The organism is Natrinema sp. H-ect4 (assembly GCF_041894845.1).
Taxonomy (GTDB): Archaea; Halobacteriota; Halobacteria; order Halobacteriales; family Natrialbaceae; genus Natrinema.
This window is the reverse complement of sequence record NZ_JBHDYC010000012.1, coordinates 112,059-136,552: the sequence shown is the minus strand read 5'-3', so window position 1 is coordinate 136,552 and position 24,494 is coordinate 112,059. Positions and strand designations below refer to the sequence as shown.

The window sequence follows — 24,494 nt, the reverse complement described above, 5'->3', positions numbered from 1 at the left end:
TTTCCGAGTAATTCGGACCCACTTGAGTTCCCCTGTGACCAATACAGGCGGAGCAGTGTCATTCACCTCGAGCAAACGGAACGAGCGAGCGGACTGACGACCCTGTACTGAACGCAGTTTCACGACTTCTTGTCCGGTTTTTCTCCGATTTCTCGGACACAGAATTCACACTCGACGACACATTCATACTAATCGACAGTCAACAATTCACATGGACGCAGAAGAAACAGTGAAAACGGGAGCATCACTCGCTTTGCTTCTTTTTACTGCTCTCTGGCTTTCTACATTTGATTTCTCTATTAATTCTGACCCAAATACAGTTCAGAACGCTGAGAAGGTGACTCGATATTTCTATGCAGGAATTATGACAATTGCCCCGACCTCGAAACTTGCATTAGCTATTGATATTGGTGCGGCACTTGTGGCTTCCGTGGGACTGGTTAAGGGTGCCCGAGATTCAATTCGGGCAGGTGTCCTCGGGGCTGCTTTTCTCTACTTTTTCATTAGTTTCATCGCTCATTACGCGACTGCGCCAGTCTAATGGAGTTCACGATCTCCTGTCCGATTCTACTGTGATTCTCGGACAGTGACTATGGTCTATCTTCCTGGAGCTCGCATCAATCGATACTGCTCTGCGATGTTCATTCCTTCAGTAACTACCCTGGCCTGAATGTGGTTAGGTCATCGAATCCCACATCAATAGGCTCGAACTCCGAACAAACGGTGCCTCGAGATGACGACTTGGTCTGAAGTCGACTCCAGTACGGAAGCGAAAAAACGGCAACCGCGGACAGTACTCGGATATATAATTGCAGGGCATCTCCAATGCCTCTTCATCGCTGCCGAAGAGGTCATCACCGTTGAATTCATCAAAGTAGTGCGTTGGGTGGCTGATATACTCAGATAGTGCTTCTTGCCTTTCTTGTAGATGTTCGAGTCGGCCAGGATTACTGTAGTACACTAGATCGAGACAGTGAATTAGTTGCAAATCGTTGATTCGTTCAACGACAGCCGAATCAGTTACAGTGATCCGGTTTCCTTCTCTTCGGGGGTTATAGCACTCTGGGTCGTATAGGATTAGTAATAGATCGGGACCGAGTGGGCAAAAGACCTGCAGTCCAGGACTCTCCCATTGACTAATCGCATAGTCCGGCTTATCCCGAAAATATGGATTGTCAAGGACAATCGGGTGATCACCTCCAATGAATTCCGACGAGGACTCATTTTTCAATAACAACAAATCGAGTCCTTTGAGTAGTAGGCTTTGAGAAAATGCATCAAAGAGCTTTCGCAAGTGTAATTTTTGGCTGAATTGGCTTGGATCCGATCGTATTAATTTGAGCGACTCATCGGGCATATCCTGTTCGAGTTCTCCCTTTGCAACTCGTTCACCGAATTCTCGAATAATTTCTTCAAGAGCGATCCGCATTCCACGGGTTCGTGCATGTTGAAAGAGAAGGAATCCACCAAGATTCTGGAGATCACTTTTAGAGAGGTTATCAATGGATTTAGTTTCCCGTATTTTCTGAAGAACGGGTAAGTATTCGTTCTCGACTTTAGTAAACTTATCCTCGAGGTTGCGTCCTTCCTCGTAGAAGTAGTTCCGTGTACAGAGGTTCGCAATACGCTCTTCGAATTCACTACCACTCTCGAGGTGGTAAATCGGAAGATGTCCGGTTCGATCCCCGTTATTGAAGAAGGCAAGATAGTGGCGAGGGACGTAGTGTTGGGACTTCTTCGGAGGCACGTAAGAAACTGGACACTATGTAGTCAAATAACTATTGCTTTGTCACCTGATACTGTCATATGAAGATGGGTAAATTAATACCATCGGCCCAACAATCATTGTCCTTGATTCTCATATTTGTCTCTACAGACCGTGAGGAATCGGGACATCAGTACGGGAGTAGAGTCCGAACTGGACTCAAAGGTCCGCGAAGAGTTGGTTCGCGGACACAGGTTTAGTCTCAGTGGCTGGTTGTCACTCATCAACTGACGGACCACAGAACCACTCCGAGGACTACCACAGCGAGCATCAAGAGCCCGCCGGGGATTACACCCATAATGGAGGATGTTAGGCCGATGATTTCGAGACTGTGCGACACCAGGAGTTCAGTGAAATACGCTTTCAACATTTCCTTCGAGATATTCTGACAGACTACCTTCAACCGATGCAAGGTCCGTTTCCTTTTGGAAGGTCCTCGGTGGGGAATTGAACCCCTCTTGGCATCGGTTGCGTTCACCAGCCAGAACGGCTCTCCTGATATCGCTCGACGTGATTTGTTACAGCTTCCAACTATTTATGCATTATCCACATGCTGTTTTCGAGGAGTGCGTTTGCGGACACCACGGAATGCTAAGGACAACGGATATATCCGTCTCTCCTCGTAGTGATTACTCAATCAGATGCCGACTCGAGTCGTCCATCAACACCATCCGGATGATATCACCTATTCGCTCGAGGATGTCAGTACGGACCCGAATGCGTTCGAGGACAGACTCCGCGATCCAACGGACGATGTCAAGGTGATGGACTACTCGCTCTCGGGCGGAGACGTGCGTGTACTCTATACGCCGGGTGTGTCGGGAACGACCGACGACCTCGATCGGGAAATCAGCCCCGCTCAGTTGAAGGAAGACGTAGAGCCGATGGACCCGACGAGCCGAGTCATCGCTATCTGGTTACTCCAGTTCTTCGTCGAGATGCAACAGGAAGAACAGGAAAACGGGAGTGAACTTGCGATTTACAAGAACCTCGAGATCGAACGAGTCCCCGAAGCGGTCGATCACGTTTCGTGGGACGGGTCGGCGACGGACGTTGCTGGAAGTCTGATGTCGAATCTGATCCTGAGACACTCGCTTCCGAACGCGAATCACCGAACGGGGATCACGATGGCACAGACCTATCTCGAGGCGGCAGGGGCCGATTTTAAAACGCCAAAAACACACACCGAAGAGTACGAATGGCGTGAGTGGGTCGATCCCTATATCGTCGAATCAAAGCGGCTGCTGACCGTTCGGCGACACAACCTGTACTTCCTCACGTTGAAACAGAACGGGTGTGAGATCGTCCACCGAAAGCATGGAATCGAGATCCCACTCGAGGACTACGACCTCGATATGTACTACTACGAAGCCTGGGAGAAATACGCCGAATTGCACGAAGCACACTGCATCGAATTCGTGGAGGAACTGGCCATTCGAGGTGAGGAAGCAAACCTCGTTCAGGAGCCGGCACTATCCAAAGCTGGATTTATCGACTTCCTGCGCACCGAAAACGGTAGCTCTGAAGCGGAATAAGAATTAGTCGCGGAGGTGCGCGTTCGATCGCGCCAGCTCCCGGAGACGCTCGTTATCCGGGATATCGTACTGTTCACTGACATCGCGAACAGCTTCTTGTAGGGTCATGGTTGCTGTGAATGCTTACGGGACTGGTAGAAATAAAACTTCTCAACATACCCCTGCTTTCTGTGAGCAAGTGAGACCGACTGTGATTCATCTGTTTGAAGCGGGATTCTCATCTGGACCAATAACGGCAATTTCCCAAGTCTCTGTATCGGTCCGTGACACCCGAACTGGCCGATCTTTCACGTGGCTCACCTGGGGGCCGAACACCGCCGGCTAGTACTGACACGACGAATGGCCTGTCGTCTGGGTCAATATCCCCACCGGCCAGAAATCTTGGCACGTCACTCCCGGCCTTGATGTCCTCGAGCACTCACTACCCCAGTAGAGCGACCCGGCCGGCGGCTCCGACAGCCACTCGAGCACACTGCCAAACCGTCAGCTCACCCACAATGTCACTAGGCCGGATCGATGGACTGACTCGAGTTCGGATCGAACGCGGCGTCCGGCGGCGTTCGCGACGAGCACGCGGACCACCGCTGTCGTGAGGAGCAGCGACTCGAGACGTTACAATCTCCCCGGACAGTCCTGGCGGTGCTCTCGAAACCGCGCGGGTCACGCGACCGAGTGAGAAACGAAATACTCGGAATCTCTGTGTAAACGACAGAGGCGACGGTCGAGTCGGCTCTCAGTTGAAGTCCGTAAGACGAACTCAATCGCTGCGCGCGAGTCACACGACTGCCCGCCGGAAGCGCCATCAGTACGGGCGGCTCTCTCGGATACTATCGGTCGAAAAATATATTATTACGAGACAGTCATCTCTAGCAGATGCCGCCCTCCAGACCGTTCTTCGATCCCGATACCGGAGAACTCGATACTGATCCGCTCATCGAAGAAGCGATCCCCCTGACGAGACTCATCGGGGCCATCGTGTTGGTCGCTCTCGTCCCGCTCCTCTTTCGGGCCGTCTTTGGCGGCCTCTTCGGGTTGACGTCCGGACTCGGCTTTCTGTACATGCTCGCGAGCCAGTTCATTCTCGCAATCGGCACCGGACTCGTCCTGCTCTATGTCATCGTCCGCGCGAACCAGCTCATCGACGAGTGAGTTGCCGTCGAACGCAGATCGGATACCGCTCGAGAACCCAACTGAAAGAAAATCGGCGAGGACCGCGACGCGACTGCGTTCGCTCCCGACTCGACGGTGTCCTCACCGTCGGCGTACCGCATCGGCGGGCACGATCTCCCAGATATCCGGTTCACAGACCATGATCTCGTTATAAAATTGGGGCTGATTGATATCAGAGTACGGACCGGGGCCGGGGGCTCTCTTGAGGGTGAACTGGAAACGGACGAGGTTGAGTAGCGTCAGATGAGGAAATTCGGACGTAACGAAGCAAGTACAGGCTGGAATGAAGCGTCTACGATAGTTAGCTAAAAACCGTACCGTTTGTGTGCGTCGTCAATGTCCAAAACCTCGATCACGCGGACTTCTTCCGTGTGATCAAGGATGGTGTAAAACGCGGTATGCGTCCGGCCGATGTGTAGCCGATAGACCTCTTCTCCATCGACCACGATCTTCTCTTTGTCACCGGAGCCGGATCCGGGTCGGGGATACGGATCGTCTTCCAGCTTCCGTAGATTTTCTTTCACGATTCGAGTGCTTTTCTGGTCAAGGACAGCAACATACTCGCGAGCTTCGTCCGCGAGCAGAACGTCATAACTCATCAAGCGATGTCAACTCCTCGCTGTCGGCATCGCGAACCTCGCGTGTCCGCTCGGCTAGTTCGTACCGTTGATGTTCTTGTATCAACCCTGCAAGTAGGTCGTCGTACGTTTCGCCCGCTTCTTTCAGTTCGTTCAATTCCTTCCATCGTTCTTCCGTGACTGGAATTCGCTTGTTTGCGTTCGACATGGCGTTAAAGACTTTTTCATTGAATTCTTCCCCGTTTTAGCAGGCGTGAACCCATTATCCAGTGAACCTGTTATTCGGGGAGAGGGACGAACACCTTTTTTGGCGGCCAGCGCCACCCGTACGTCATTATTCAGAGTTCGTGTGCAATCCTTACAACTCTTACAACGTAAATGCTTCGCCTATGAGAACCTTGAAGCAGGAAAAGCGGTACCTGCTATCGACTGAGGTCCGATATCTCAATCCGACCACCTAGGTATTTACTACCGTCTTGATCGTCTCTAGGTCGACCTCACCACGGGCATTGTCGATGTTCTGCTTCGACTCTACTATGGTAACAACTGAAACGAGTCACACACTGATCGCACAGCAGTCGTGCGATCAGGTGTGTATTGACTCTCAGTGGCGGTTCGTGAGTGCGGCGTCGATGACCACGCTCACCGGCGGGTCATCGTACTCGTCGGTGGCGACGATTTCGCTAGCATGCTCGAGCAACTATTCACGAGATGTGAGGCAAGTAGCGGAGTATATATGTCATCGCGCGATGGTGTGAAGAAATCGAGGATGTTTGATAGAGTCATCTACTGATCAATTCTCACCGTTTCAATTCCGATTTTATACGTCCAAGGTTCCTATCAATGTTGATTAGAGAGTCATCGATTGAGTCTAATTCAGATCTGGTGGTAGCATCCTCTGTGTCTTGGAGTTTTTCGATCCGTTCTTTAATGGAGAACTCTTTAACGAACTTTTCTTTCTCATGGAGGGTATTCTCGCATGAAAGTGTAACTTTCATTTTAGTAGAATGGTTTATTCTGTCGAATACTTCTTCCGTGTATGAATATGTCTTATTCGGTTTTTGAGATTTCAATAGCGGGAGTGTAGCAGATTCGCCGGATGACATTACTGGGCAAGCCCATGTCCGTATTTCGTTCTCAACTGCTATCTCCGCAAATACATCAACAGCAGTGCCGCCACCACTGTTTTGTATCACCAATTTAGGGATGTTAGAGTTCAATTCACAACTAATCACAATAACAGGACGATGGCCTTTCTCGAGTAGTCTCTCTTGTCGTCTTTGGATAGACGCTTGCTCCTTAGAGATGTTCTTTTGCTGGTAATACAGGTATACTAGTGCTAAACTGAGGAACACAGATCCGATCGCACTGATTGTCTGTGACCACTCGGCTAACCACTCTAATAAAGAAGAACCAGGACCATCTCTGTCAAAGAATGGAAAACTGCAACCAAATAAATCCTCACTTGGACTGAGAGGCTAGACTAATCAATTGCTGCGATAGCCTCTGTTTCCCATGGATCAACTGAAGATTTGCGTATGGAGGTAGAGGTGGGTCGCTGTGATTTTTTGGCGCTGTCGCCTTGGCGACACCCGCCAAGCGGGCTTTTGCGCAAAGCGCGAAACGGCCCCGCAGGGTTGGGGTGCGATCGCGGTGCCGACCCAGCCCTCGAGGGACCGACTACAACCTAGGTTTCATACGCAGCGGTGTTAGTCAAGAAAATCGTCAGAAAATAGATGAAACGACAGTGTTGCCATTATCTGGGTCGATTCAGCGATCAGCGACAGCGCCGACGAATCGAGTTTCAGTGCCGCCTAGAGTCTTCCAGGTCAGCTCGGCACCGCGGAGCGTGGTCGGATCGTTCCCCAACTTCGACCACTTCTCGAGGGCCTCGCTTGCGATCGTCGCGACGTTCTCAAAGCCGTCGACCTTCAGCCGGGAGAAATTGTATCGATTCGCATCCGACGAGGCTCGCTGTTCTCGTCGAACTCGAGCGACCGCATCGAAGTGATTGTCAGCGATGTAAACGTATTGCTATCGGGACCGAGCGGGATATTTTCCCAGTGGAGCGCGTTCAACAGCGTCTCCTCAATCTGTTCGGTGACCGTGTGGTGATCGGCCCACGCCCATGCCTCATCCTCGTTCATCGACTTGTTGACCAACACCACCACTTTCGGGTAATCTATCGAAACTGCGTCCGGGTCCTTCAGCTGGCCGACTACGAAATCTGCCCGCAGGCGTATACCCGGCACTGGAAACAAGTTCCACACCGGATTTGGGTCCCGGTCTCGAGAAAGTGAAACCGTCAGTAGACCCCTCTAAACGATGAAAACGTCGTTATCCAGTTCGACTCCGCCCTCCCCGATTTGAACAGATGGAAGACGTTCCGACTCGCCTCGCTTCGCTCGGCTGCGTGGGCGTGCGACTTCCATGTTCAAAATCGTGTCGCGGTCTCCTTTTCCGACGACCAGTCCGCTCGCTCCGCTCGCGGTGTTGGTCGTCGTAAAAGTCCGCCCTCCCCGATTTGAACGGGGGGCAAGTCGATCTACAGTCGACTGCTCTACCAGTCTGAGCTAAGGGCGGGCACCCAAACGTAGCCGCCGTGGTACACATAAGGGTTATTATTCGAGACTGGACAAACGTGTAACTGAGGCTGAACGGCAGAATGATTGATATAGGAGGGGTGATAACACAGAGGTACTTCGGCCATGAGCAAGATCACGTTCCGCGCGGACGATGACCTCGTCGAGCAACTCGAGGAACTCGACGCCTCCAAGAGCGAAGCGATGCGAGAGGCGCTCAGATCGTACCTCGAGGGGAGCGACGAGGCTGCGGGCGGTGAGGACCGCTCGGAATCGGACCGGGTACGGACGGACGTGATCGACGAACTGATTCGCACGCGTGTGGACGATCGACTCCGGGAACTCGGCATCGATCGCGCGGACTCTCGCGCACGCGATCCGACGCCGTCGCCCGACCCACAGGACGTCAACGTCTCCATCTCGCTCGAGGGGGCGGCGGTCCAGGCGAGCGAACGGAACTCGCAGTCGAGCGGACAGCGCCAGACTGGTGCACGCGATCCGACTCCGAACGACGGAGAGGCAGCGGGGGCTCGCGAACGCGCGGAGACGCAGTCCCCCGACGGACGAGAGAGCGGACGGCAGTGCAACCAGTGTGGTGACCGAATCGACGGCGACCACATGTACTGCCCCAACTGTGGGGAGAAGGCCTCCCGACGATTGTTCTGTGAGTGTGGCGACGAGGTACGATCCGACTGGTCGTTCTGTCCCAGCTGCGGTCGTCGGACGCCCGCGGCGGATGTCCTCGAGTCCGACAGTACGCAGTTCTGACCGGTGTAAGACGAAGATAGTCACTGTCGACGAAAGCTTTATTGTATATGCCGAACATCGGGTTATTCGCGTAAGACGGATTGTCTTACACTCGTCGAAAAGACGGGAAATCGCCCGATGACGGGCGGTTCAAACGTAAGACACGCCGCGTCTGACAGGGGCGCGCCACCGTCTTACCCCAAACGGGGAATACAACCATGGAGCGTGTGACACTGCGAATCCCGAAACAGCAGATCGATGAAGTAGAGCAATTAGTCGACTCGGGCGAATTCCCGAACCGGAGCGAAGCGATTCGGTCGGCCGTCCGTGAGATGATAAATGAACAAGGGGACGGCCCCACAGACCAATCCGGCAAACGCAACTGGGCCAAGGTGTAACGATGCAGGATATCGTCCAGGACGCCTTGGAGAACGCGGAGGAAGAAGCCCGGGAGATGGACGCCTCGATGGACGATGACGACGAATTCGGGGAGCCCCGAATCGTCATCGTCGGTGCGGGCGGTGCCGGTAACAACACCATCAACCGACTGTACAACATCGGCGTCGACGGTGCTGACACCGTGGCGATCAACACGGACAAACAGCACCTCAAGATGATCGAGGCCGACACGAAGATCCTCGTGGGCAAATCGCTCACGAACGGGCTCGGCGCCGGCGGCGACCCCTCGATGGGCGAGCGCGCGACCGAGATGGCCCAGGGAACGATCAAGGAGGTCCTCGGCGATGCGGACCTCGTGTTCGTGACCGCGGGGATGGGCGGTGGCACCGGCACGGGTGCCGCCCCCGTCGTCTCGAAAATCGCCAAAGAGCAGGGTGCGATCGTCGTCGGGATGGTCTCGACGCCGTTTAACGTCGAGCGCGCCCGCACGGTGAAAGCCGAGGAAGGCCTCGAGAAGCTACGCGAACAGGCTGATTCGATCATCGTCCTCGACAACAACCGACTGCTCGATTACGTCCCGAACCTGCCGATCGGCAAGGCGTTCTCGGTGATGGATCAGATCATCGCCGAAACCGTCAAGGGTATCTCGGAGACGATCACCCAGCCCTCGCTGATCAACCTGGACTACGCGGACATGTCCACGATCATGAACCAGGGCGGCGTCGCGGTGATGCTCGTCGGCGAGACCCAGGACAAGAACAAGACCGACGAGGTCGTCAAGGACGCGATGAACCACCCGCTACTGGACGTCGACTACCGTGGCGCGTCCGGTGGGCTCGTCCACATCACTGGCGGCCCGGACCTCACGCTGAAAGAGGCCGAGGGAATCGCGGACAACATCACCGAGCGCCTCGAGGCCAGCGCAAACGTCATCTGGGGCGCCCGAATTCAGGAGAGCTACAAGGGCAAGGTTCGCGTCATGGCGATCATGACCGGCGTCCAGAGCGCACAGGTGCTCGGACCGACCACCCAGAAGCAGGCTGACAAATCTCGACAGAGCATTGAGGGCCTGAACGATGCCGACTTCGACGCGAGCAACAACGTCGAAAAGACGGGCAAAGAATACGGCGCGCAGAGCGACGGCGGCCGCGAAACCGTCGACCGACAGAACGGCGTCGACGTGATCCGCTAACGGCACTCACCCGAACCGTCAGCTCGTCTCGCTTTCCGAAACGATCTTTTTCGACCACCGACGACTGAGCAGCGAGTTACTGAACGGGAATTCGACGAAAACGCGATGTAAACGCGCTAAACGCGCAGGCTTTCGAACGTACTGGATCAGGCGAGCGACTCGAGTAACGAACACTTTCGACAGACCTCTCGGGTCGTCGTCGACCCACACTCGACGCACTCCTGCAGGTCGGCACCGTCGTCGCCAGCGTACTTTTCGGCGGCGATTTCCGCCAGTTCCTCGTATCCCGAGAGGATCGAGTGCCGGGTTCCGGGGTGGTTCTCCTCGAGGTCGTAGACGAGTTGCTGGATCTCCCCCCGGTATGCCTCGCTGGCGTGGGGGCACTCGGTGATGTGAGCCGGGAGGTCGTTGACGTGGGCGTAGAGAGCGACTTCTTTCTCGGGGACGTCCCGAAGCGGCTTCGCGCGGGGGACGAACTCATCCTGTTCCTCGCGGTCGGACAGCGGGCCGAGGCTGGCGTCGAAGTGTTTCGCCATCTGTTCGACGTCGCCCTCGAGGACGTTCATCAGCGCGGTCTGGGCCTCGTCGTCGAGATTGTGGCCCGTCAGGAGGAGGTCGGCCTCGAGCGCTTCGGCGTACTCCGAGAGGAGGTCTCGCCGGAAGACGCCGCAGTAGGCACAGGGGGCCATGTTTTCGGGGTCGTCTTCGACGACGTCGTCCATTTGGACGCCGAACTCCTCCTCGTAGCTGACGAGTTCGTGGCGGATTCCCAGCTCCTCGCTGAGTTCGACGCAGGCCTCGACCGACTTGTCGCGGTAGCCCTCGATCCCCTCGTGAATCGTCAGGCCGACGAGTTCGATGCGGGGGTCCTCGGCGAACGTGTCGTGGAGGATCTGCGTGAGAACGACGCTGTCCTTCCCGCCGGAGAGGCCGATCACCCAGGTCTGTGGGTTCTCCGGCGTTATATCGTGGGGGACGAGATCGTCCCGTCGGATCCGGCGACGTACCCGCTTTTCGACCGACTCGCGGAAGTGGTCCGGACAGAGGTGGGCTCCGGAGTACGCGGCGTGCATGATCGCCTCCTCGTTGCACCGGTTACAGTCCATTAGCAGGGCGTTGTCGTCCCCCGCCAATCACGGTTTCGTCTGGCGAGGTGCCGGGGCGTCCGCGACGATGTATTACGACCGCGCCGCCTGCGATACGTTACCCTGACGGCCTCGAGTAATCGGGACCGCGGTCAGTATCGTAGCCCCTAATCGGCAGTGCACACGCGAGCACGGCGGGGGTGCGATTTTCGCTCACGTTGCTCTCCGAACCGCGGACCGTTCGATCGGTGCGGAAACCGTTCCAGTTGGTCCGCTCGCTCAGGCGGAAACCTGCGGTCGTTCCTCGGCTGCGTCCTCGGGTTCCTCGACGGCCTCGGCACCGTCCTCGAGCGCCGCCAGCAGCGTGTCGACGTGTCGCTCGCGGCTCCCGGACGAGAACAGTTCGTGGCCGCCGTCGTACAGGACGACGTGTTCGGCGGGAACGCGCTCGCCGATCGCCCGGAGGCTGACGACCGGATCCCGCAGCGAACAGAAGACGACGGCGTCGTGATCGATCGTCAGCAGTTCATCCTGCGCGCGGCGGGTTTCCCGAACGAACGCCGGGGAGACCCACGACGGGGTCGTCGCGATCTGGTGGTCGGTGGCCTTCGAGCCGAGCGCCGCTCGATCCATGTCGCCGACGGGGAGACACGGGAACGTGGTCGGCAGTTTCGCCACCGCCTCGAGCAGCGGCTCTGGGAACCCTTCGCCGTACCCCCACCACGGACCCAGGTAGACGTGGTTGTCCGCGCCGTCTAGGGCCTGTGCGACGAGCGCACCCGCGCTGTGACCGAGTAGCTGATACTCCTCGAGGTCGCGGACGTACTCGGCGACGGGCTCGAGCCAGTCGGCTTTGAAGTCGTCGATGTTCGTGGGGAGTTCGAACGCGTGGACCCGATAGCCGGCCTCGGTCAACTGCCCGACGAGCCAGCTCACGTTCTCGTGGGTCCAGCGGTTGCCCCAGCCCATGACGAAGACGAGTTCTTCGTCGCCGTCCTCGTTGAAGATCCGATGTCGCATGGGGTTTCGTTCGCCGGGAGACGGTAAAAATCTGCTTGCGTGACACAAGTGGTGCCGGTAGCGTCGGATCCAACGGTCGAACACGTGCGCAGCGTTTGCAAACGGCTTTCGGCAATCCCTGCAAGAAGTGGGACATGCTCGAGTCAGTGCGCGCCCGTCTCTCTGAGATTGGGTTCAACCGCTTTCCGGCCTAACCGAGGCGCGAACGGGAAACCGTTTTGCGACTCGAGACCCCAGAATCGCGTAATGAGTGGATTCGAACGGGAGCGCGCGGTCGACCGTCTCGAGGGGCTGGTCGACGCCGTCGAAGACGAGCGGATGCCGGTGCCCGTTCGCGAGGTGTGGGCCCTCGGCGACGTGGCGCTCGGCCTCGATCCCGTCGAGCGACTGGACGTCTACGTGACGAAGGACATCCTCCTGCGCGACGACAGCGAGCCATCGGCCTCGAGCGCGGACGGCGACGGTGACGGTTCGGATCTCGAGACCCGGTTTCGGGACTCCCATGGCATCGAGGGCGTCGGCAAGACCGTCCGGGCCGACTGGGCCCGCGAGTACCCCCAGCACCTGCGAGCCAACGCCAACGGTCACGCCGCCCCCGAGCAGTGTCTCGCGGCCCACCTCCTCGGGGACGACGAGCCGATCCACCTCGAGGTCTGTAACTCGTCGTTCGAGGACAACGTGACCCAGCGGCTTCGCGGGGCGCAGTTGCGCGATGATTACACGCAGTTGCTCGATCCCCGCGGCGTCTGTCTCTGGGCCGACGGCACCAGAAGCGAGGAGGCGTTCCGGAAGCTTCGCGAGAGCGAGCTCGCCCTGCCGACGCTCTCCGCGGCGCTCGAGATGCTCGGGCTGGACGGCGACGAGTCCGAAGCGGCGGCCCGAGAGCTCCACACTTGGCGCGAGCAACAGGACGGCGTGACGGTACGCGGCGACGTGGTCTGACGTCGTCGTCCCGATACCTTACGCGTCCTGTAAGTCTGAGATCGTGTCACGGGCCCGCTCGAGGCGGTCCGCGATCGTCGCGCGATCGACGTGAACGACGTCATTTTGCCGATCGTACTCGATCAGTCCGGCGTTGGCCAGCTTCGGCAGATGGACGTGATGGAGTTCCAACGCGACGGTTTGCCGGTCGGCGTCCGCCGCGACCGGCTCCGGCGCTCGTTCGACGACGTAGTCGACGAGCTCCTCGGACGAAACGCGCTCCGTCTCCGTCCGCATCGCGTACCGACAGAGGGACCGACGGTACGGATTACTCAACGCGGTAAAAGACGAATCGATCGGGGCGGGGTCCTCGCTCTCCGCTCCGTCTTGGTCAGTCATTACCTCCCAAGTACCGGTCCCATCGGATAGGGGCGAGGCGTAAGTATTCACGGCCTTTTTACGACGGTCACGATCGTTCGTCAGGATCCGGGCCGAAACTGAGAAGCGCTACTGACACGTATCAGTGATATCTCATGGCAATGCTACTTGCGACGCTCGTGATCGACTACCCTATTCTCCGAGAGACGCTGTCGCGCGCTCCGAATACGAAAGTGACGTGGGAACAGTCAGATATTACCAGAGACGAGACTCACCAGATGCTCGTCTGGGTCGACGGCGACGATGAGATGGCTGCGTTCGACGCGGGCCTCGAGGCCGATCCGACCGTCAAACCCCCCTTGCAGGTGGTCGAGTTCGGCGACCGCCGCCTCTACCAACTCGAGTTGACGGACGACGGGGAGCAGGCGAGCGTCTATCCGACTGTGATCGAAGAAGCCAGTGTCTTACGGGAGGTGACCGCGACGCACGAGGGATGGTGCTTTCGCGCCGCGTTCCCAAGTGACGAGGCGCTCGAGCGGTTTCACGCCTTCTTCGTTGATCGGGACATCGGTGTCGAACTCCAGCAGTTGCACGATGGGCGCGAGCTCACCGCCGACTCTCGCTTGCAGTACGGGATAACGGACCGACAGCGCGAGACGCTCGTCGCCGCCGTCGACGCGGGCTACCTCGACATCCCGCGGTCGTGTTCGCTCGCCGAGCTCGGCGAGCGACTCGACATCTCGCCGAACGCGACCTCGGAACGGTTCCGGCGCGGCGTCGAGACGCTCATCGAGCACACGGTGTACCCGGACGGCCGGTCGCCGTAACGCGCGAGTCATTCGTCCGGTGCGATACCGGGGACCGAAATCGCGTCAGGGGATTCCGGGACGAGCCACGCCGGCACCGCTCGAGTGAGGACGACCATGCCCATCAGTTCCACGAGCGTCTGCGTGACGACGACCGCCGGTGCCAGCTCGTAGCCCGCCGGGAGCGCAAGCGCCAGCGGTAACACGACCAGCGAGTTCCGCGTCACGGCGGTGAAGACGAGCGCGCGGCTTTCACCGGTTTCCAGTCGGAGCACGCCGGCCGCGACTCGGCCGACGATCGGCATGACGACGAGGAACGCGACGTACACCGGGACGACCGCCGCGATCTGCCCGATCGAATCCTGCACGCGGGGGAGCTGTGAGGCGATCACGACCAGCAGGGTCGCCCCCATCATCGGGACGGGAAGCCATCCCATCGCCGACTGCCATCCGCGAGCGATCCCCGAGCGCGTCGCACCCAGTTCGGTGAGCCACGCGAGTGTCAGCGGCAGGGCGATGAGAAAGAGGAACGCCTCGAGGAACGGCTCGGGATCGACGACTGTCGCGATTCGACCCCCCATGAACAGCCAGAGGTAGAGCGGCAGGAGGAGCAACTGCAGGAGCAAGAGCGCCGGCGTCGCGACGGTGAGCTGCTCGGCGTCCCCGTCGGCGAGCTCCGTAAACGGGATCACGTAGTCGATACAGGGCGTCAACAGCACCATGAACGCGCCGACGAGAATCACCGGCTCCTGCGGGAGAAACCGGGTGAGCCCGTAGACGACGACCGGGACGACGAGGAAGTTCAGCCCGAGTGCGCCGGCCATGAACCGACCGTTGGTGAACCCATCGCGAAATCGGCCGAACGGGATCTCGAGGAAGGTCGCGTACAGCAACACCGCCAGAACGGGGGTGATGAGCCGCTCGAAGAGCGGCGCAGTCGACGGCCGCCCCACACCGATTCCGACGGCGAGTGCGACCGCGACCGTGTAGACGAGAATCTGGTGGCGCTGCAACCACTCGGTGGAACGCATCATCCGACCGTTGGTGGACGGATCGTAATAGCGCATCGGCAGAGTCCGCTCAGCCGGGTCGAACTCGGTCGATGACGCGGCACGGCTATGTCGCTCGAGTGAACCGGGCTGCCAAGACGTGAATCGAGGAGTGGATCGAGGGTGCGAGACGGAAGTCGGAACGCCGAGGCGTGAATCGGGCCGCGAGATCGATTCGCGAGTCTCACGGAATGTCGCTCCGGCTGAACCAGAGTTGGGCCGCGATCAGGAGGCCGAGAGTCATGGCGACGAGAACCCCCGCACCGGCGAGGTCGTAGGTCCCCTCGAGCAGGACCGCGTTCGGATCGTAGTAGCGCATGGGTGCGATTGCCCCGACGGCTTCGGCGTCGGTCCCGGACAACAGCGACTCCGACAGGAACAGCGCAAAGGTAACGCCGAGGGCCACCCGCTGGGCGATCGCGGCCCGGTCGAAGACGACCGACGCGAGCAGGCCGATCCCGGCGCAGGCGAACAGATAGGGGATCGAAAGCAGGTGGACCGCGAGCACGTCCGCGGCGGCGAGGGGGTGGTCGATCAGTCGCGCGCCGACGTAGACGACGATCGGTGGCAGCACGTTCGCGCCGACGATCGGAACGGTCATCGCGGCGAAGCGCTCGGCGACCACTCGAGATCGAGAGATCGGCATCGACAACAGGACGTCCATGCGACCGCGATCGACATCGTCGGCGATCGCCCCCGCCGTGGCGTAGGCCAGATAGAGGCCGAGCAGGATGATCCACCCGAACGTGTAGAGTTCGAACGAGAGGAAGCCGCCCAGACTCGCCATCGTCTGGACGCCCATCACCTGCAGGACCGGCTCCGGATAGGCGGCCAGCAGCTGATCGAGATCGACCTCGGCCTCGAAGGATGGGTACACCCAGATGACCATCGCGGCGAGCAGGGACAACCCGATCGAGAGATAGATTCCCCCGCGAACCCGATGACGACCGTCGTACCGTGTCAGTTCAAACATCGCCGTCACCCCCGACACCGTCGTCCGCCGCGCCGGTACCGGCGGGGACTCGATCGCCAGCAGCTGAGCCGGCGTCCGTCCCCTCGTCGCCGTAAAACCGCATGAAAACCTCCTCGAGGGGCGCTTCCTCGATCGTGCAATCGAGCAGTCGGTATTCACGAAGTCGCTCGAGCAGGGTATTGATATCGCCGGTGAACGTGAACGCGTATTCGGTCCCGTCGCTCGATCCGGCGCTCGACCCGGCACCGCGCTCGGACTCGAGGCCGTGGACGCCGTCGATCTCGAGGGCGCGAGTCGGGATCGACTCCGCGGCGTGCAGGCGGACGAACTTGCCGCTCCTGTCGAGGAGCGATTCCACCGGTTCGACGGTCACGAGCCGCCCGTTCCGAATGACGCCGACGCGGTCGCACAGCTTTCGCACCTCGCTCAGGATGTGTGAGGAGAAAAACACCGTGAGCCCGCGCTCTCGTTCAGCGCGGATGAACTTCGCAAACCGCTGTTGTAACAGGGGATCTAACCCGCTCGTCGGCTCGTCTAAGATCACTAGATCGGGATCGTGCATGAACGTCGTCACGAGCCCCAGTTTCTGGACGTTCCCCCGAGAGTACTCCCGTACCAGCCGGTCAAGCGGCGGCTGGAACAGCTCAAGTAGCTCCCCGCTGCGCTCGTCGCCCTTGATCGACGCGTGCAGGTCGAGTATTTCGCGCCCCGTCGCCGTCTCGTCGAACGCCGGGCTGTCGGGGAGGTAGCCGAGTCGCCGCTTGGCCTCGAGGAGGTCCCCCTCGTCGGTAATGTCGCGACCCAGCAGCTGCGCCGAACCGGCGGTCGGCGAAATGAACCCCAGCAGGGTCCGGATCGTCGTCGTCTTCCCCGCGCCGTTCGGGCCGAGGTAGCCGAAGATCTCCCCCCGCTCGACGTCGAACGTCACACCGTCGTTGGCGAGCACCTCCCCGTAGTCCTTCGTGAGTCCCTCGAGTTCGATTGCGGCCATACCGTCTCGGTTCGAGAGCCGTTCGTATGTATCTACAGGCCGGTCGCGCGTCTCGGATGAGACGACTCGAGTGAGATCGCCCGGCTCAGAACTCGGTGCAGACCGGGATCCCCATCGTCTCGTACTCGCCGAGTCGGTCCATCACGTCGGGAACGTCCTCGAGCGAATACGCGCGCCGATCGAGAGAGACGACCGCCGTGTCACTCGGATCGACCGACAGATATGCAGTGGCGTGCGCTGTCGCTGAGACTGAAGTCCTCGCAGACGCGTCGTCTCGTCATCTCCATCAGACCCGACTGCTCCGTTCACACCGTTACCGAAACTGCTCCGTTCACACCGTTACCGAAACTGCTCCAGTCACACCGTTACCGACCCCTGAGATCGAGTCCGCGGTGGCCGATCGAAACCAAAGTTGGTATGTCCGCCTCGGCTCCACACCCTAGATAAGATGGTACAGACGAGCGTTATCGGTTGTGGCAACATGGGGAGCGCCCTGATCAAGGGGCTCTGGCGGGCCGGGAATCACACGGTGACAGCGTGTGATCTCGATCCCGACGCACTCGAGTCGGTCGCCGACTACGTCGATCGAACGACGTCGGACGTTTCGGAGGCGGCCGAGGCCGACGTCGTGATCGTCGCGGTCAAACCGGATATCGTCGGCGCAGTTCTCGAGGAGTTGGATCTCTCGCCGGAGCAAACCCTCGTCTCTATCGCCGCGGGCGTCTCCACCGACTATGTCGACGCGCGGACCGACGCGAACGTCGTTCGGATCATGCCGAACCTCGCGGCCGAAACGGGAGATATGGCCGCTGCCGTGACTCGCGAGGGCGTCACCGATGAGGTGCGAGAACTGCTCGACGACGTCGGCGAGTTCGCCGAAATCGACGAGTCGAAGATGGACATTGCGACCGCCGTCAACGGGAGCGGCCCGGCCTTCGTCTTCTATCTCATTCAGGCGATGGCGGACGCGGGCGTCGAGGGCGGCCTCGAGTCCGACGACGCCGAGACGCTGGCCGCCCAGACGTTCAAGGGGGCCGCCGAGACCGTCCTCCGGTCGGACCGGAACGTCGAGGAACTGATCGACGCCGTCTGTTCGCCCAACGGGACGACGATCGAAGGGATGGAAGTCCTCTGGGACAGCGACGCCGACGCCGACGTCGCCGCAGCGGTGACGGCGGCCGAAGAACGCTCGGCGGAACTGGCGAGCGAATTCGCCAATGAGGACGATGAGTAGCGAACTCGAGGAAGGGGCCGTCGCGGCGGCGCGACAGCTCGCGGCCGACGCGGATCGCGTGATCGTCAAGGCGGGGACGAACTCCCTGACCGACGCGGATTCCAATCTCGACGACGAGAAACTCGACAAGCTCGTCGACGACCTCGAGGACCTCCTCTCCCGTGACAAGGAGGTCATCCTCGTCTCGTCGGGCGCGATCGGGGCCGGTACGGGCCGGGTCGGGGCGTCGACCGGCACCGTCGAGGAGTCCCAGGCGCTGTCGACCGTCGGGCAGAGCCACCTCATGCACCGATACACCGAGAGCTTCGCGCGCTACGACCGGAAGGTCGCCCAGCTACTGCTGACCCAACACGACCTCGAGAACCCGGAGCGGTTCACGAACCTCCGGAACACGATCGAGACGCTGCTCGAGTGGGGCGTCGTTCCGATCATCAACGAGAACGACGCGGTCGCGACCGAGGAGATCCGGATCGGTGACAACGACATGCTCTCGGCGGCGACGACGATCGGGATCGATGCTGACCTGCTCGTCACCTTGACCGATGTTGGCGGCGTCTACACCGGCAACCCGAAGCACGACCCCGATGCCGAACGCATCGAAGCGGTCGGCACCAACTACGACACGGTCCAGGAGATTATCTCCGAGAGCACGTCCGACGAGTTCGGCGGCATCCAGACGAAAGTCGAGGGCGCGCGCGACGTCAGCGAGCACGGAATTCCGGCCGTCATCGCGAAGTCAACCGAGCCCGACATCCTCACAAAGATCGCTACTGCCAAGCCCGTGGGGACCCTATTCCTCCCCATCAACGGTGTGCGCGATGACTGAGACCGACATCGAACGAGACGTCGACGAGGCACAGACCGCGGCCCTCGAGCTCGCGAAACTGTCCGACGCGGAGCGGAGCGGGGCGCTTCACGAGATCGCCGACGCGATCGAAGCGCGAACCGACGAGATCCTCGCGGAAAACGAGCGGGACGTCAACGAAGGCGAGCGGCTGCTCGAGGAGGGCGAGTACACGCAGGCCCTCGTCGACCGACTGAAGCTCTCGGAATCGAAGATCGAGAGTATCGCGGATATGGTCCGCAGCGTCGCCGGACAGGACGACCCGCTCGGGAAGACGCTCTCGGCCAGAGAACTCGACGAGGACCTCGAACTGTACAAGGTCGCCGTCCCGATCGGCGTCGTCGGGACCGTCTTCGAGTCACGTCCCGACGCGCTCGTCCAGATCGCCGCGCTCGCACTCAGATCAGGGAACGCGGTCATTCTGAAGGGCGGAAGCGAGGCCCTGCACTCGAATCGAATCCTCTTCGAGATCATCGAAGAAGCCGCGGCGTCGGCGGATGCCGACATCCCCGACGGCTGGGCACAGCACGTCGAGGCCCGCGAGGACGTCGACGCCCTGCTCGAGATGGACGACGCGATCGACCTCCTCATGCCCCGGGGAAGTTCCGCTTTCGTGAGCTACATCCAGGACAACACGAGCATCCCAGTGCTGGGCCACACGGAGGGCATTTGCCACGTCTACGTCGACGACGCGGCGGATCTCTCGATGGCCGAAGAGATCGCCTACGACGCGAAGGTCCAGTATCCCGCGGTCTGCAACGCCGTCGAGACCTTGCTGGTCCACGACGATATCGCCGCGGAGTTCCTTCCCGCGATCGCGGACCGCTACGAGACCGCCGACGTCGAGATCCGCGGCGACGAGCGCACCCGCGAGATCGTCGACGTCGAGGCCGCGACCGACGCGGACTGGGACACCGAGTACGGCGATCTCATCGTCTCGATCCGGGTCATCGACTCGCTCGAGGCCGCGATCGATCACATCACCACCCACGGCTCGAAGCACACGGAGTCGATCGTGACCGAGGACGAAGAGCGCGCGAGCACCTTCATGCGGAGTCTCGACTCCGCGAGCGTCTTCCACAACGCCTCGACCCGCTTCGCCGACGGCTACCGGTTCGGTCTCGGTGCCGAAGTCGGCATCAGCACGGGCAAGATCCACGCCCGCGGCCCCGTCGGTCTCGAGGGACTGACCACCTACAAGTACCACCTCGAGGGCGACGGCCAACTCGTCGCCACCTACGCCGGCGAGGACGCCAAACCGTTCACGCACCAGGAGTTCGACGGCGAGTGGTCTCCCGGTCGCCTCTCCGACGAATAGGTCCGCCCGCCGACGAATCTATCGCTTTTTCTCACGCCTACCCGCGCGAGGGCGCGAACCGATAGCTGCCTTCCCCGTCTCGTTCTGCCGCCTCGAACAGGACGGCCCACTCGAGCAGCCGTTCGATCCGTTCGCGCCGATTTCCCTCGGTGGCGTTCGAGCGTCGTCCACCTTTGTCGGACTGTCGTCGCGCTTTACGGATCGCCGCGACAACTTCGGCGGCAGTCAGTGAGCCGTCGGTTCGTTCGAGCACTGAAAGCACTGCGTCGGCTCCGTCCACCCGCTTCCGAAACGCGCGACGGAGCCGGTCGGGCTCGAGCGCTGATGGGGTGTCCGAATCGGTCTCCGCACTCGAGCCTGGATCACGGCGGCGAAAGCCCGCCGGCTCCTCGGTCGCGAGCTCGAGCGCGCGCAGGAAGGTGAGCCACGTCGCCGCCTTGTCGCGCGTTTCGAGGGGCGTCTCGTCGACGAGGAGTTGACAGCAGTCGTCGGCGTCGCCGGCGGCCGCGGGGAGGGTGCGGCGGACTGTCTCGACCGCGTCGAGATCCGCGGGCGGTTCGGGGACCGGCTTGAACCGCACGGCTACAGGTCGAAGGAGTCGACGAGCAGGTCCTCGTCCGTTTCGCCGTGGACGTACGTCGGCCCGCCGATCACGTCGATCGTCACCGTCGCGGGCGCGAAGAGATCCGACGGGACCTCCGAGAAGTCCCACTCGAGGTCGTCGAAGACCTCGCCGAGCGGCCGGCCGTGATCCTCGGCGGCGCTCGAGGGCACCGAGTCGAAGATATCGGCGTCCTCACGGACCGTGAGATGTGCGCGCCCGCCGTAAGCGATCGCGTCGTTCGTCCGCGCGATGGCCGTTCGCTCGTCGTCCGCGACGGGTGCGACCGGTGCGCGCCCCGTCGCAGAGACGATGTCGAGGGGATCGTATCCGAGCTCCGAGAGCCGGAACGTCGCGAGTTCGGCCGCGCGGGCCGCGTTCGTAATGCTACCCACGAGACTCGCGGTCGGATAGGCCAGCAGGAACACGCTGCTCGTCTCGACCTCGGCGCGCTCGGCGACGTGCTCGGCCACGGATTCGGTCGGATCCGTATCCGTCTCGATGGCCAGCGCCGTCAGGTCGAATGCGTCGGTGTAGCCGATTCGGCGGAACTCCTCCTCTTCGGCCACCAGCGCCCGAGCGGGACCGCTACCGAGCCCCTCGAAGTCCTCGGTCAGCACTTCCCAGCCCGCCTTCTGGGAACACAGCAACGAGAGCGCCGGCTGATCCGTCGATAGCTCGACGAAGGGGATCGACGCGTCGCCGAGTTCGCCGAGTTCGTAGCTCGGCGTCGCCATCCCCGCCGTCTGAATTTCGGTCAACAGGAGCCCGGCCTCGATACCGCCGTCGAACTCGAGGCCGAAGTCGAGTACCGTCGATTCGTTCTCGAGGTCGTAGCCCCCGATATTCAACTCCTCGGCGTAGTCGAGGGCCTCGTCGACCAACTCGATCGCCATTCGATTGAGACTTTCCATGGCACCGAATTCACCCTCCGTAGTAAAACCGTTTGTCAGTTCGTGTCTGACCGGTGTCTGACAGGACTGCCCTGTTCCGCGCCTCGCTTGCGGTTCCGACAGACGGCCTCGTCTCACATCTCGCGATTTCGGGCCGGTCGTCCGAGCCGTTCTTCGACGGCCGAGACCTTTGCCGCGGCGTCGACGTCCCGCGTCCGTTTGTCGTCGATTTTCAGGACCGTGCTCACGCGGTCGGCATCGACGGCGTCGTGAGCCGCCTGCGCGGCCGCGAAGAGTTCGTCCGTCGTCTCGGCTTCGATCACCGTTCCCATCGGGTTCGTCTCGTAGGTGACGTCGTACGCCTCGAGGGCGTCGACGGCCTTCGCGACCTCGCCGGCCATGCTGTCCTCGATCACTGGTGCGACGCTCAGTAGTGCAACTACCGTCATACGGACCACTGATAGCCGGGCGGAACCTAAATACCGCGTTCGACGGATCATCTCACCGGGTTTCCGTCAACTGCTCGTGAGCGCCCAACGGATGCGGTGCTCACGGTCGGTCGGCAGTGTGAGCGGAGAAAAACGACCAGTGGGCCCGGGACCAGGATCGGGATCGGGATCGGGATCGGGGCAGTGACTGACGGCGGTCAGTTCGTGGTCGGCGTCCGGGGCGTCTCCGCGGGCGGGTAGATGATGACGTCGCCGTTCGCATAGACGTACACCTCGTGCTCGAGGGCGGTGAACGCGACGTGGCCGCCCGCACGATCGGAGCCGTCCGCTTTCTGGCTGAAGATACGGTCGAGCGCGTCCGGGTCGACGCTATCGTACAGGGAGAATTCCCCCTGCGAGACGTCGGTGTCCGCGATCGATGCGAGCGCGTGGACGATCGTGGTGGTGATGGTGGCGGTGCCGTCGACGTCGTGGTGGAAGACGTAGCGGTCGTTGGGCTGGTCGTACTGGAGGTCGTCCGTGCCGTCTGCGGGTGAGAGTTCAGTTTGCATTGCTATATCTGATCGTTCAATCGTGTATTAGACTGTAGTTACTCATAGTATAAAAGCCACTCGTCGCCGACAATAGTATGTATATGTGAGATACCATCCTCAATTAGTATAATACATCAAATACCACTGACAGCGGCTGGTTGCGCGTCTCATCGCCAGCGTCACAGCGATGACACTCGCGACAATACGAGCTTTTGCAACGACAATCGATTATTTCCGGTCAAACTCGAGCCCTCACTCCACAGTACAGTTCCCGTCGCGGCGATCGTGCTTCCCCGACCGCCGCGTGACGGGCCGCTTCGTCGCACTTGCCAGTAGACGTGGTCGTTCGAACGGGGGGCTTCGATAGTCGACCCCTACAGACGTGATTCGTGTGTACTGGATCGAGCGCTCCAACCGGTTGTGAAGGCCAAGAGACGCTCGGACTGATTCGGATGGCGATGGCGACTGACCGATCTGCGAACCGCTTGCCACGGCCGCCCGCGGGCTTATCCACACACGCACCCAATTCGACAATATGGCAACCGGTTCAACGGACGATTTCAGCTCGGAACTCGAGGAACTTCGCGATGACCTCCCCGCCGCCGTTGATGAGGCGGCGATCGAGCGGATGCGCGTCGTCGCGCACGCCCTCGATGAAGGGGTCCGGGTCCCGGGGACGGACTTCAAGATCGGGCTCGACCCGATCGTCGGGATCCTCCCAGGGGCCGGCGATACCGCAGCAGCGGTCGTCTCGCTGTATCTCGTGGCTGAATCCGCTCGAATGGGCGTCTCCCGGTCGACGCTCGCTCGGATGCTCGCGAACGTCGGCATCGACGCCGTTATCGGCTCCGTCCCCCTCCTCGGCGTTATCTTCGACGCCTTCTGGAAGGCCAACAAGTGGAACCTGAAACTGGCCCTCACGGATCTGGCGGAGGCGAGCGACGACTCGACGGACGAACCGGAATCGGTACTCATCGACTGAGACGGACCGCTGTCAGTCGGCGACGGCCCACCCGAAGGACAGTCGCTGTTGCGCCGGGAATCCATAACGCAATCCGTCCGAGCGAATCGAACCCGTCGCACCGAACCTCTCCCATCGTGGGCAGTCCCCCCTCCGTTTATACCCGTCTTCGATGTGTTGGTTCGCATGGGTGAACTCGAAACCGAAGCGGAACAGTCACGTGCGGAAATCGCTCGATACCTTCGAAACCTGGCCGATCAACTCGATAGCGGTGACGATGTAACGCTCGAACTCGGTGGCGCTGCGGTCGACCTGAACCCGACGGAGCCGGTCACGTTCAAACTTGAGGGCGAATCCGACTGGTCAGAGGGAGACACCGAAGCCAAACAGAGCATCGAATTCGAACTCGTCTGGTGGCGCGACGCCCGCACGGCCGACGAGGGAACGCTCGACGTTCGAGAGTAACCCGA

At 60.3% G+C, this 24,494-nt stretch carries 27 protein-coding genes, 1 tRNA gene and 1 pseudogene; 13 read left to right on the top strand and 16 right to left on the bottom strand.

Going from position 1 to position 24,494, the window contains the following annotated elements; genetic code table 11:
* Window positions 1-211: 211 nt before the first annotated feature.
* Entirely contained in the window at window positions 212-541 is a 330-nt protein-coding gene (locus ACEWFR_RS16415) for a hypothetical protein (RefSeq protein WP_374062064.1), read from the top strand.
* Between the two features lie 135 nt (window positions 542-676).
* Here ACEWFR_RS16415 and ACEWFR_RS16410 read toward each other — a convergent pair whose 3' ends face one another.
* The gene (locus tag ACEWFR_RS16410) at window positions 677-1,747 is read right to left on the bottom strand and encodes a DUF4238 domain-containing protein (protein WP_374062063.1); all 1,071 of its coding nucleotides are present in this window, start codon (window positions 1,745-1,747) and stop codon (window positions 677-679) included.
* A 659-nt stretch (window positions 1,748-2,406) separates the two neighbouring features.
* Between ACEWFR_RS16410 and ACEWFR_RS16405 the strand changes: the two genes are divergently transcribed.
* Together ACEWFR_RS16405 and ACEWFR_RS16400 are read left to right on the top strand one after the other, a co-directional pair.
* Window positions 2,407-3,300, top strand: coding sequence for a hypothetical protein (locus tag ACEWFR_RS16405; protein ID WP_374062062.1), 894 nt, complete (start codon window positions 2,407-2,409; stop codon window positions 3,298-3,300).
* A gap of 873 nt (window positions 3,301-4,173) precedes the next feature.
* On the top strand, window positions 4,174-4,449 hold the full coding sequence (locus tag ACEWFR_RS16400; protein ID WP_374062061.1) for a hypothetical protein: 276 nt from the start codon (window positions 4,174-4,176) through the stop codon (window positions 4,447-4,449).
* 326 nt (window positions 4,450-4,775) lie between these two features.
* Here the strand turns inward: ACEWFR_RS16400 and ACEWFR_RS16395 are convergent, their stop codons facing one another.
* From ACEWFR_RS16395 to ACEWFR_RS16375, 5 genes and pseudogenes are all read right to left on the bottom strand, one after another.
* Window positions 4,776-5,069 (bottom strand): type II toxin-antitoxin system RelE/ParE family toxin, encoded by a 294-nt coding sequence (locus ACEWFR_RS16395; protein WP_374062060.1) that lies wholly within the window; start codon window positions 5,067-5,069, stop codon window positions 4,776-4,778.
* Entirely contained in the window at window positions 5,059-5,256 is a 198-nt protein-coding gene (locus ACEWFR_RS16390) for a hypothetical protein (RefSeq protein ID WP_374062059.1), read from the bottom strand. Before ACEWFR_RS16390 ends, ACEWFR_RS16395 begins: the two co-directional genes overlap by 11 nt.
* A gap of 592 nt (window positions 5,257-5,848) precedes the next feature.
* Window positions 5,849-6,244, bottom strand: coding sequence for a hypothetical protein (locus tag ACEWFR_RS16385; protein WP_374062058.1), 396 nt, complete (start codon window positions 6,242-6,244; stop codon window positions 5,849-5,851).
* 574 nt (window positions 6,245-6,818) lie between these two features.
* Window positions 6,819-7,273, bottom strand: a pseudogene (locus tag ACEWFR_RS16380) (DNA-binding protein); the annotation flags it as partial.
* 284 nt (window positions 7,274-7,557) lie between these two features.
* Window positions 7,558-7,631 (bottom strand) — tRNA-Tyr (locus tag ACEWFR_RS16375).
* A 125-nt stretch (window positions 7,632-7,756) separates the two neighbouring features.
* Here ACEWFR_RS16375 and ACEWFR_RS16370 point away from each other — a divergent pair.
* The 3 genes from ACEWFR_RS16370 to ftsZ all read left to right on the top strand — a co-directional run bounded on the left by ACEWFR_RS16370 (window position 7,757) and on the right by ftsZ (window position 9,968).
* The gene (locus tag ACEWFR_RS16370) at window positions 7,757-8,398 is read left to right on the top strand and encodes a zinc ribbon domain-containing protein (RefSeq protein WP_374062057.1); all 642 of its coding nucleotides are present in this window, start codon (window positions 7,757-7,759) and stop codon (window positions 8,396-8,398) included.
* Window positions 8,399-8,595: 197 nt separating this feature from the next.
* Entirely contained in the window at window positions 8,596-8,775 is a 180-nt protein-coding gene (locus ACEWFR_RS16365) for a ribbon-helix-helix domain-containing protein (RefSeq protein ID WP_098725804.1), read from the top strand.
* 2 nt (window positions 8,776-8,777) lie between these two features.
* Window positions 8,778-9,968 carry a cell division protein FtsZ gene (ftsZ, locus tag ACEWFR_RS16360; RefSeq protein WP_374062056.1) on the top strand — a complete coding sequence of 397 codons (1,191 nt, stop codon included), beginning with the start codon at window positions 8,778-8,780 and terminating at the stop codon, window positions 9,966-9,968.
* 146 nt (window positions 9,969-10,114) lie between these two features.
* Here ftsZ and ACEWFR_RS16355 read toward each other — a convergent pair whose 3' ends face one another.
* Together ACEWFR_RS16355 and ACEWFR_RS16350 are read right to left on the bottom strand one after the other, a co-directional pair.
* The gene (locus ACEWFR_RS16355; RefSeq protein WP_374062055.1) at window positions 10,115-11,074 is read right to left on the bottom strand and encodes a TIGR00269 family protein; all 960 of its coding nucleotides are present in this window, start codon (window positions 11,072-11,074) and stop codon (window positions 10,115-10,117) included.
* A 258-nt stretch (window positions 11,075-11,332) separates the two neighbouring features.
* Window positions 11,333-12,073: an alpha/beta fold hydrolase gene (locus tag ACEWFR_RS16350; protein ID WP_374062054.1), complete on the bottom strand. Its 741-nt coding sequence runs from the start codon at window positions 12,071-12,073 to the stop codon at window positions 11,333-11,335.
* A gap of 246 nt (window positions 12,074-12,319) precedes the next feature.
* Between ACEWFR_RS16350 and ACEWFR_RS16345 the strand changes: the two genes are divergently transcribed.
* Window positions 12,320-13,015, top strand: coding sequence for a hypothetical protein (locus tag ACEWFR_RS16345; RefSeq protein ID WP_374062053.1), 696 nt, complete (start codon window positions 12,320-12,322; stop codon window positions 13,013-13,015).
* A gap of 18 nt (window positions 13,016-13,033) precedes the next feature.
* Here ACEWFR_RS16345 and ACEWFR_RS16340 read toward each other — a convergent pair whose 3' ends face one another.
* Window positions 13,034-13,393 carry a hypothetical protein gene (locus ACEWFR_RS16340; RefSeq protein WP_374062052.1) on the bottom strand — a complete coding sequence of 120 codons (360 nt, stop codon included), beginning with the start codon at window positions 13,391-13,393 and terminating at the stop codon, window positions 13,034-13,036.
* A gap of 134 nt (window positions 13,394-13,527) precedes the next feature.
* Between ACEWFR_RS16340 and ACEWFR_RS16335 the strand changes: the two genes are divergently transcribed.
* Window positions 13,528-14,199 (top strand): helix-turn-helix domain-containing protein, encoded by a 672-nt coding sequence (locus tag ACEWFR_RS16335; protein WP_374062051.1) that lies wholly within the window; start codon window positions 13,528-13,530, stop codon window positions 14,197-14,199.
* Between the two features lie 8 nt (window positions 14,200-14,207).
* On the opposite strand, the gene ACEWFR_RS16330 is transcribed toward ACEWFR_RS16335, so the two are convergent.
* The 3 genes from ACEWFR_RS16330 to ACEWFR_RS16320 all read right to left on the bottom strand — a co-directional run bounded on the left by ACEWFR_RS16330 (window position 14,208) and on the right by ACEWFR_RS16320 (window position 17,191).
* On the bottom strand, window positions 14,208-15,209 hold the full coding sequence (locus ACEWFR_RS16330; protein ID WP_374062050.1) for an arsenic resistance protein: 1,002 nt from the start codon (window positions 15,207-15,209) through the stop codon (window positions 14,208-14,210).
* A gap of 202 nt (window positions 15,210-15,411) precedes the next feature.
* Window positions 15,412-16,200, bottom strand: coding sequence for an ABC transporter permease (locus tag ACEWFR_RS16325; RefSeq protein WP_374062049.1), 789 nt, complete (start codon window positions 16,198-16,200; stop codon window positions 15,412-15,414).
* Entirely contained in the window at window positions 16,193-17,191 is a 999-nt protein-coding gene (locus tag ACEWFR_RS16320) for an ABC transporter ATP-binding protein (protein ID WP_374062048.1), read from the bottom strand. The genes ACEWFR_RS16325 and ACEWFR_RS16320 overlap by 8 nt, the downstream gene beginning before the upstream one ends.
* Before the next feature lie 448 nt (window positions 17,192-17,639).
* On the opposite strand from ACEWFR_RS16320, the gene proC reads away from it, so the two are divergent.
* The 3 genes from proC to ACEWFR_RS16305 are packed head-to-tail and all read left to right on the top strand — an operon-like array spanning window position 17,640 to window position 20,587.
* The gene (proC, locus tag ACEWFR_RS16315; protein WP_374062047.1) at window positions 17,640-18,425 is read left to right on the top strand and encodes a pyrroline-5-carboxylate reductase; all 786 of its coding nucleotides are present in this window, start codon (window positions 17,640-17,642) and stop codon (window positions 18,423-18,425) included.
* Window positions 18,418-19,251, top strand: coding sequence for a glutamate 5-kinase (proB, locus tag ACEWFR_RS16310; RefSeq protein ID WP_374062046.1), 834 nt, complete (start codon window positions 18,418-18,420; stop codon window positions 19,249-19,251). The genes proC and proB overlap by 8 nt, the downstream gene beginning before the upstream one ends.
* Complete coding sequence (locus tag ACEWFR_RS16305; RefSeq protein ID WP_374062045.1) at window positions 19,244-20,587, top strand: glutamate-5-semialdehyde dehydrogenase; 1,344 nt, start codon at window positions 19,244-19,246, stop codon at window positions 20,585-20,587. The genes proB and ACEWFR_RS16305 overlap by 8 nt, the downstream gene beginning before the upstream one ends.
* Before the next feature lie 37 nt (window positions 20,588-20,624).
* Here ACEWFR_RS16305 and ACEWFR_RS16300 read toward each other — a convergent pair whose 3' ends face one another.
* From ACEWFR_RS16300 to ACEWFR_RS16285, 4 genes are all read right to left on the bottom strand, one after another.
* On the bottom strand, window positions 20,625-21,167 hold the full coding sequence (locus ACEWFR_RS16300; RefSeq protein WP_374062044.1) for a hypothetical protein: 543 nt from the start codon (window positions 21,165-21,167) through the stop codon (window positions 20,625-20,627).
* A gap of 2 nt (window positions 21,168-21,169) precedes the next feature.
* Complete coding sequence (mch, locus tag ACEWFR_RS16295) at window positions 21,170-22,102, bottom strand: methenyltetrahydromethanopterin cyclohydrolase (RefSeq protein WP_374062043.1); 933 nt, start codon at window positions 22,100-22,102, stop codon at window positions 21,170-21,172.
* A 113-nt stretch (window positions 22,103-22,215) separates the two neighbouring features.
* On the bottom strand, window positions 22,216-22,530 hold the full coding sequence (locus tag ACEWFR_RS16290) for an MTH1187 family thiamine-binding protein (RefSeq protein WP_374062042.1): 315 nt from the start codon (window positions 22,528-22,530) through the stop codon (window positions 22,216-22,218).
* 197 nt (window positions 22,531-22,727) lie between these two features.
* A complete protein-coding gene (locus tag ACEWFR_RS16285) occupies window positions 22,728-23,081 on the bottom strand; it encodes a HalOD1 output domain-containing protein (RefSeq protein ID WP_098725819.1) in 354 nt (117 codons plus the stop codon).
* Between the two features lie 517 nt (window positions 23,082-23,598).
* On the opposite strand from ACEWFR_RS16285, the gene ACEWFR_RS16280 reads away from it, so the two are divergent.
* Complete coding sequence (locus tag ACEWFR_RS16280) at window positions 23,599-24,045, top strand: DUF4112 domain-containing protein (protein WP_374062041.1); 447 nt, start codon at window positions 23,599-23,601, stop codon at window positions 24,043-24,045.
* A gap of 165 nt (window positions 24,046-24,210) precedes the next feature.
* Window positions 24,211-24,489 (top strand): amphi-Trp domain-containing protein, encoded by a 279-nt coding sequence (locus ACEWFR_RS16275; RefSeq protein ID WP_374062039.1) that lies wholly within the window; start codon window positions 24,211-24,213, stop codon window positions 24,487-24,489.
* Window positions 24,490-24,494 lie beyond the last annotated feature (5 nt).